7 protein-coding genes are annotated in these 7,899 nt (G+C 73.7%); 5 read left to right on the top strand and 2 right to left on the bottom strand.

Annotated features, from left to right (window positions below):
- Positions 1-1,404, bottom strand: a 1,404-nt coding sequence (locus ABZW03_RS32825; RefSeq protein WP_355266507.1) for a carboxyl transferase domain-containing protein, incomplete at its 3' end; no start/stop codon positions are given.
- A gap of 433 nt (positions 1,405-1,837) precedes the next feature.
- Here ABZW03_RS32825 and ABZW03_RS32820 point away from each other — a divergent pair.
- The 3 genes from ABZW03_RS32820 (at position 1,838) to ABZW03_RS32810 (ending at position 3,909) form a co-directional block, all read left to right on the top strand.
- On the top strand, positions 1,838-2,170 hold the full coding sequence (locus ABZW03_RS32820) for a ribonuclease domain-containing protein (protein ID WP_355266510.1): 333 nt from the start codon (positions 1,838-1,840) through the stop codon (positions 2,168-2,170).
- Positions 2,171-2,438: 268 nt separating this feature from the next.
- A complete protein-coding gene (locus ABZW03_RS32815) occupies positions 2,439-3,194 on the top strand; it encodes a helix-turn-helix domain-containing protein (RefSeq protein WP_355266504.1) in 756 nt (251 codons plus the stop codon).
- A gap of 184 nt (positions 3,195-3,378) precedes the next feature.
- Positions 3,379-3,909 (top strand): universal stress protein, encoded by a 531-nt coding sequence (locus ABZW03_RS32810; RefSeq protein WP_355266501.1) that lies wholly within the window; start codon positions 3,379-3,381, stop codon positions 3,907-3,909.
- Between the two features lie 323 nt (positions 3,910-4,232).
- On the opposite strand, the gene ABZW03_RS32805 is transcribed toward ABZW03_RS32810, so the two are convergent.
- Positions 4,233-5,039 carry an IclR family transcriptional regulator gene (locus ABZW03_RS32805; RefSeq protein ID WP_049650658.1) on the bottom strand — a complete coding sequence of 269 codons (807 nt, stop codon included), beginning with the start codon at positions 5,037-5,039 and terminating at the stop codon, positions 4,233-4,235.
- Between the two features lie 327 nt (positions 5,040-5,366).
- On the opposite strand from ABZW03_RS32805, the gene ABZW03_RS32800 reads away from it, so the two are divergent.
- Positions 5,367-6,677, top strand: a complete 1,311-nt coding sequence (locus ABZW03_RS32800) for an extracellular solute-binding protein (RefSeq protein ID WP_355266497.1) — start codon at positions 5,367-5,369, stop codon at positions 6,675-6,677.
- Positions 6,678-6,756: 79 nt separating this feature from the next.
- Entirely contained in the window at positions 6,757-7,734 is a 978-nt protein-coding gene (locus ABZW03_RS32795; protein WP_355266495.1) for a sugar ABC transporter permease, read from the top strand.
- Positions 7,735-7,899: the final 165 nt, after the last annotated feature.

Genomic DNA, 7,899 nt, shown 5'->3' with positions numbered 1-7,899 from the left:
CTTCCACTCCGGGTCGGCGAGGACCACGCCCTCGGCGAAGTCCGGGATGCCGTAGCCGTAGACCCAGTCCGAGCGGCGGTCACGGGTCTTGAGGTGGGAGCGGGCCAGCTCGGCGGCGTGCGCGCCGTCCCGGTGGACGATCGCCGAGGCGCCCTCCGGCGGCAGCGGTGCCAGCCAGGCGTGCTCGGCCGCGATCACCCGGTCCGCCGGGAGCAGTGCGAGCGCCCCGCCGCCCGATCCCTGGCCGAGCAGTACGGCGAGCACGGGCGTGCGCAGCGCGAGCAGGGTGGTCAGGCAGTGCGCGATCTCCACCGCGATGCCCTCCAGCTCCGCCTGGGCGGACAGCTCGGCACCGGCCGTGTCCACCACGGTGACCAGCGGCAGCCCGAGTTGTTCGGCCAGGCGCGCGGTGCGCCGTACGGCCCGCAGGTCGGCGGCGGTGAAGGGGCGCTCGTGCTCGGGGGTCTGCCGCTGCTGGCCGACGACCAGGACGGGCCGCCCGCCGAGCAGGGCCAGGGCCCGGACCAGCGCGCCGCCGCGACCGCCGGGGGAGTCCAGCAGCACCAGTTCCTCGGCGGTGTGCCGCAGCAGCTCTCGGGTGCCCGGGCGGTCGGGACGGCGGGTGCGGAGGACGGAGTCCCAGGCGTCGGGGTGGCCGGGGGCGGCCGTGGGGGCAGTAGAAGAGGAAGGGGAAGGGGAAGGGGAAGGGGGCGGCGGTGCGGTGGCGAGGACGGCGAGGGTACGGCGGAGCAGCTCGCGCAGCTCCTGCGGCGGTACCACGGCGTCCACCAGCCCCTGGCCGGCGAGCGTCTCGGCCCGCTGGACGTCCGGCGGCAGCTCCACGCCGCGCAGCTCCTCGTACACGCGCGGGCCGAGGAAGCCGAGCCGGGCGCCCGGCTCGGCGAGGACCAGCTGGCCGAGCGTGCCCCAGGAGGCGAAGACCCCGCCCATGGTGGGGTTGCGCAGATAGGTGAGGTAGGGGAGGCCGGCGGCGCGGTGCGCCTGGACGGCGGCGGTGATCCGCAGCATGCAGAGGAAGGCCGCCGAGCCCTCCTGCATCCTGGTCCCGCCGGAGACCGGCAGGGCGAGCAGCGGCAGCCGCTCGGCGGTGGCGCGCTCGACGGCGCGGGTGATCCGTTCGGCGGTCGCGACGCCGATCGAGCCGCCCAGGAAGCCGAACTCGGAGGCGACCAGGGCGACCGGTCGGCCGTCGATCAGGCCGACGCCGGTGAGGACGGCCTCGTCCAGGCCGGTGCGCTCGCGGGCGCGGTCGAGCGAGGCGCGGTAGCCGGAGTCGGCCTGATCGACGGCCGGCGGCTCGTCCCAGCTGCGGAAACCGCCCGGGTCGACCAGCAGGCCGATCAGCTGGTGGGCCGTCAGTGCCGTGCCCGAGCCCGTACCCATGCCCACCCCGTCAGAGATCGTTCCGGCCCGCCGTGATCCGCCGCGCTACGGGCCGCGCCAGGCGGCAGTCCGTGCGGCACTCCGTGCGGCACTTCAAGCGGCACTCTATGCGGCGCGGTCCGGGCGGGACAGTTCCGGCTTGAGTTCGACGACGGTCGACCCTGCGTCGGACGGGCGGTTCGTGGACGGCGCGCGCGGGCGAGGGGGCAGGCGTTGCGCAGGTGTCGCGCGGACTGTGCCGGGGGTGCGGTGTGGAGGTGCTGCGGAGGTTGGCGTACGACTCAAGTCTCCATGAAAACAAGGGAGTTACTCGCGGGTTAACAGTTCACTGGAGGGGTTCCGGAGTTGACGGTGTCTCGCCACACTGGTGGGCATGACTCGCACTCTACGCGCGTGGAAGTCCCGCACCGCCGCCGTCACCGCCGTCGCCCTGATGACCCTCGCCCCGGTCGCCGTCGCCACCGACGCGCACGCCGACGTGAGCGGCACGGTCTGTCTCTCCGCCCTCCCGTCGCAGGCCGCCGACACCCTCGACCTGATCGCCTCCGGCGGGCCGTTCCCCTACTCCCAGGACGGCGTGGTCTTCCAGAACCGGGAGCACGTCCTGCCCAGCGAGTACTACGGCTACTACCACGAGTACACCGTCGTCACCCCGGGCTCCCCGACCCGTGGCGCCCGCCGGATCGTGACCGGCCAGGCCTACCGGGAGGACTACTACACCGGCGACCACTACGCCTCGTTCTACCTGATCAACCAGTCCTGCTGAGCGCCCGCTGAACCGTCCGGCCGACCACCCCGGGACCGTCCCGGGAGGCGTCCCACACGGCGGTGACCCCGGCACACTTCCCCGCCGAGGTCATCGCCGTGCGGCCGCTTCCGCGGCACCCGGCCGCGCTCGGGCCGGAGCCCCGCCTGCGCGGTCGCCGCTCCGCCGTGCCGTCCATCTCGCGGGCCCCGCAGGGGAGTTGAGGCCAGAAGCGGGGGTGGCGGACGGTGCCGGGTGGATTCGTCCGGCGCTTGCTAGGGTCGGGGGCATGGCACCACCGAGCAGCGCGAACCCCCCTGGGCGGCTCCGGCGGGACGCGCAGCGCAACCGTGACCTGCTGCTCGCCGCCGCCCGCGACATGTTCTCCCGGCACGGCCTGGACGTGCCGCTGGACCAGATCGCCAAGGAGGCCGGCGTCGGCAACGCCACCCTCTACCGGCACTTCCCGACCCGCGAGGCGCTGATCGGCGAGGTGTTCGCGGACGCCGGGGGCGGCCTGGCCGCCGCGGGCGAGGAGGCGCTCGCCGCCGAGGACGCCTGGAGCGGCCTCGAACGGTACTTCGGGCGGATCTTCGAGCTGGTCGCCGCCGACCGGGGCATCAACGACCTGGTCACCCAGGCCATCCCGACCATCCCCGGAATGATCGAGATCAGCCGCGGCCACGCCGCCACCGTCGGCGCCCTGATCGCCCGCGCCCAGGAGCAGGGCACCATGCGCCGCGACGTGGTCACCATGGACCTGCTCTTCCTGCTCGGACCGCTCTGCCGCGCCCTGCCGGCCGCCACCGAGCTGCGCCCCGACCTCTGGCGCCGCTACCTCGCCCTCCTGCTCGACGGCTTCCGCGCCCAGGCCACCCACCCGCTGCCGGTCCCGCCGGTCGGGGAGGAGCACCTGGACCGGATGTTCGCGGACCTCTGGGACGCGGAGCCGCCGACGCCGCCGGTGCCGCCGACGCCGCCGGCCTCGGCGGAGCCGTCGGACCCGGCACGGCCGTCGGACCCGCCGGTGCCGCCGAAGTCCTGAGCGCGCGTCGCCCGCGCGGCATCAGGGACGCGTACGGAAGGACGGGCTCCACGTCAGAGCCGCGTCAACGGAGCGGGAGCGCACGGGCGCGGACCGCTTTGCTGAGGTGGAATCGGCGCGCGGCCCGGTCCGGCGCGGTCCGGTGCGCGGGCACCCGGGCGGACGGAGAGGCAGGGGCGGGGCCATGACGGACAGCGGTGCGGACGAGGGTCGGATCGTGGTGGGCGTCAGCGGCTCGCTCGGCAGCCTCACCGCGCTGCACCGCGCGGTCGCCGAGGCCCGCCGGGCGGACGTCGAGGTGCTCGCGGTGCTCTGCTGGACCCCGCCGGGCGACGAACTCGGCTACCGCCGCACCCCGTGCCCGCCGGTGGTCGACGCCGGCCGCGACGCCGCGGTGGCCCGGCTGCGGCAGGCCCTCGACGAGGCCTTCGCCGGGCGTTACGCGGGCGTCCGGCTGCGCTGCCAGGCCGTCCGCGGCGACACCGGCCACACCCTGGTGCGGTGCGCCGACCGGCCCGGGGACCTGCTCGTCCTCGGCGCCGGACGGGAACGCGGCCGCCTCGCCCGACTGGTGCACCCCTCCGTCACCGCCTACTGCGTCCGGCACGCCACCTGCCCGGTCCTGGCCGTCCCGCGCCCCCCGCTGCAGCGCGACCTGGAGGCCCTGGAGCGCGGCCGCGGCCTGGGGGAGCCGGCGGCGGGGAGCGGCCGCTAAGGCCCTGTCCGCGGAGCGGATGCCGGGGCCGGTCGCGCGGATCGCCCCCGATTCGGTGAACGATCACGGAGCTGCTACCGTACTTCTCGTTGTGAGGGAGTGATTCCTCCTCAGGCGTCAGCGGTGCTACCAGAGCACGTCCTACTTTCAGTAGGAAGAGTCCGTGCGACCCGGGCCTGGCGCTCCATGATCGGACTGGGTCCGGTGCCGTGCAATCGGCGCCGGGCCCTTTTCGCGTCTCCCGGGAACGGGCCGGGCGGCCGGTATGCCTGCCGGTCAGCACGCCTGCCGGTGAGCACGGCTGCCCATCAGCGGGGCCGCCGTCAGGACGGCTGGCGGTCGGAGCCCAGCTCGCGGGAGATCCGCAGGCCGACCTGGGCGACCACCGGGCCGAGGGCGCGGACCCGGGCGGCGGTCATCCGTGAGGTGAGGCCGGAGACGGACAGCGCGGCGGTCACCTCGCCGGTGTGGTCGAAGATCGGGGCGGCGACGCAGCGGACCTCGGGCTCGTTCTCGCGGTCGTCGATCGAGTAGCCGCGGGCGCGGATCCGGGCCAGGTCGGCGCGCAGCCGCGGCTCGTCGGCGATGGTCCAGGCGGTCACCGGGCGCAGTCCGGCCGCGACCACCTCGGCGACGGCCTCCTCGGGCAGCCAGGCGAGGATCGCCTTCCCGGTGGCGGTGCAGTAGGCGGGGGCGCGGCTGCCGACCCGGGAGGCCATCCGGACGTTGGTCTCGTCCTCGACCTTGTCCAGGTAGACGATCCCGGGGGCCTGCCAGACGGTCAGGTGGACGGTCTCGCCCGCCTCGCGCTGGAGCCGGCGCAGGTGTTCGGCGGCGACGCTGCGCAGGTCGAGGGTGGTCAGGTAGGCCTGGCCGAGCCGCAGCGAGCCGTGGCCGAGCCGGAACCAGCCGGTCTCGCGGTCCCGGTCGAGGAGGTGCTCGTCCAGCAGGGGGCCGGCCAGCCGGAGCACCGTGCTCTTGTTGAGGCCGAGCCCGTCGGCGAGCTGGGCGAGCGGGACGCCGCGCCCGTCGCCGTGGTCGCGGACGTAGCCGAGGACGGCGAGCGCTCGGCGCAGCGAGGAGGACTGGTTGCGTTCGGTCGCGGGTTTCTTGGGCGCCGTCTCCGTCATGGGTCCGTTCCCTGGTGGTCGTTCGGCCGGTGTTCCCCCGCAGGTCGGCGGCGGTTGTCAGAACGTACCCGTTCGCAGCCTGATCGCCGCATCTTCGATACAACGTTGTGCAGTGCAAAACTTTCACCAACTCCCTCTTGTTGGCGCCGATCGCCCCCGCCTAACGTCCCTGCCATCGAGCAGGCGACGTCGCCCCACCCGAGCGCTGCGCCCTGCCGTACCCCCACCACTTCACCCACCATCGGCCCCGGTCAGGGCCTGCTTCGACGTGCCCGTCCCCGGCGGCGGACGTCTCGGCGGCAGCTGTCGGGAGGGGAGGTCTCCACCATGCGACTCATCGGACGGACCGCCGCAGCCGTCGTGCTCGCCGCCGGCTGCCTGGCCGCCACCGCCTGCGCCCCCGGCACCGCCTCGCCGGCCGGCGACAGGGCCGCCGACGACCGGACCGGCACCCTGCAGGTCTGGCTGTACAACGAGGCGGGCAACGCGGCCAAGGAGGCCGTGGTCGCCAAGGCGGTGACCGAGTTCCAGGCCTCCCACCAGGGCGTCACCGTCAACGTCAGCTACATCGACACCGACGCCTCGGCCCGCGCGGCCAAGATGAAGGGCGCGTTCAACGACCCGAACAGCGCCCCCGACCTGGTCGAGTTCGGCAACACCGACCTGCCCGGCTACGTCGCCGCCGGCGGCCTCGCCGACATCACCGCCGAGCTGGACACGTGGCAGGCCAAGGGCGACCTCGACCCGTCGATCGCCAGGACCGCCGTGGTCGACGGCAAGACCTACGGCCTGCCCTGGTGGGTCGGCGTGCGCGCGCTGTACTACCGCACCGACCTGTTCACCGAGGCCGGCCTCGCCCCGCCGACCTCGTACGCCGAACTGGTCGCCGCCAACCAGAAGATCCACGCCGCGCACCCGGACACCTTCGGCATCGCCGTCGGCGGCAAGTACACCTTCGCCGCGCTGCCCTTCGTCTGGGACGCGGGCGGTGACATCGCCACCAAGGACGGCTCGAAGTTCAAGGCGGCGATCGACTCGCCCGCCTCGCAGGCCGGGATCAAGCGCTACACCGACCTGTTCGGCGCGGACGGCTGCCCCGCCCAGCAGTGCGCGGACCTGACCGGCGGAAAGACCGTCGACCTGTTCGCGGCCGGCAAGTCGGCGATGGCGGTGCTGCTGAACTCCAACCGCGGCAAGGTGGAAGCGGGCGCGGTCAAGGGCAGGTACGGGGTGGTGCCGCTGCCCGGTGAGAAGGCCGGCTCGATCGCCCCGGCCTTCGCCGGCGGCAACAACCTGGGCGTGATGAAGGCGGCCAAGCACCGCACGCTGGCGGTCGAGTTCGCCGAGCTGCTGGCGAGCCCCGCGTACCAGGAGCAGATGTACGACGCTATGGGCAACCTGCCGACGCTCAAGTCCGTCAGCGGCAAGGTCGCGGCGAAGGACGCGTTCCTGAAGCCGTTCACCGACACCATCGCGGCCGGCACCAGGTTCGTCCCGCTCGACCAGGCGTGGGCGCAGATCGACGCCCAGTCGGTGATCCCGACGATGCTCCAGCAGGTCGTCACCGGCAAGGCGGACGTGGCCAAGGCCTCGGCCGACGCCGCCGCGCAGGTCTCCTCGGCCTTCGCCGCGCACTGACGCCCGACCGCCGGCGGCGGCCACCGGCCGCGTACGGACGGCCCCCCTCCCGGTTCGTCTCAGAGAGCAGGTCCCGCACGTGTCCGTATCCACCTCGACCGCCCCGGCGCCGCCTTCCTCGCAGAGGCGCCGTGGGGGAAGGGCGCCGGCCGCACCCCCGGTCGGCCGGCGCCGGCGGCCCCCGCTGCTGCTGCTCCTGCCGGCCGCGGTCGTCCTGATCCCGCTGGTCGCCTATCCGATCTACCAGCTCGGCCTGCTGTCCGTCCTGGACTTCGGGCAGGCCCAGGCCTCCGGCGGCGCCCCGACCTCCTTCGTCGGCTTCGGCAACTACACGAAGATCCTCGAGGACGAGCAGTTCTGGACGGTGCTGTTCCAGACCGTCGGCTTCGCCGCGTTCTGCGTGGTCGCCACCCTGGCCGTCGGCGCCACCCTCGCGGTGCTGCTCACTAAGGTCGGCCGGTGGCCGCGGCTGGTGCTGACCACCGCGGCGATGGCCGCCTGGGCGGCGCCGGCGATGACCGGTTCGACGGTGTGGAGCTTCCTGTTCGACACCAACCTGGGCCTGGTCAACCACACCCTGGAGGGGCTCGGGCTCTCCGGCTTCCACGAGTTCAACTGGTTCTACGACAGGTGGACGGCGTTCCTGATCGTCGGCGCCGTGGTGGTGTGGCACTCCTACCCGTTCGTGATGGTCACCCTCTACGCGGGCATCCGGGCCATCCCGGAGGAGATCATGGAGGCGGCCGCCCTGGACGGCGCCAACACCTGGACCACCTTCCGCCGGATCACCGCGCCGATGCTGCGGCCGATCCTGACCATCGTGGTGATCCAATCGGTGATCTGGGACTTCAAGGTGTTCACCCAGATCTACGTGATGACCGAGGGCGGCGGCATCGCCGGCCAGAACCTGGTGCTCAACGTGTACGCGTACCAGAAGGCGTTCGCCTCCTCGCAGTACGGGCTGGGCGCGGCGATCGGCGTGATCATGCTGCTGATCCTGGTGATCCCGACGGTCCTGTACATCCGCACCCTGCGACGGACGGGGAACGAACTGTGAGCCCGGCGAACTCCCTTGCCGCGAAGCCGAGTCGGGGCCCCGGCGGCCCCCGGCCGGCCGACGGTCCCCGGAACACCGGCGGCTCCCGGAAGGCCCGGGGCCGGAACACCCGCGGCCGGTGGCGGCTGGCCGCCAACACCGGCGCGATCCTGCTGGGCGTGGTCA

The organism is Kitasatospora sp. NPDC004799 (assembly GCF_040609095.1).
Taxonomy (GTDB): domain Bacteria; phylum Actinomycetota; class Actinomycetes; order Streptomycetales; family Streptomycetaceae; genus Kitasatospora.
Note: the sequence above shows the minus strand (reverse complement) of the source record. Positions and strands in the feature narration are given on the sequence as shown.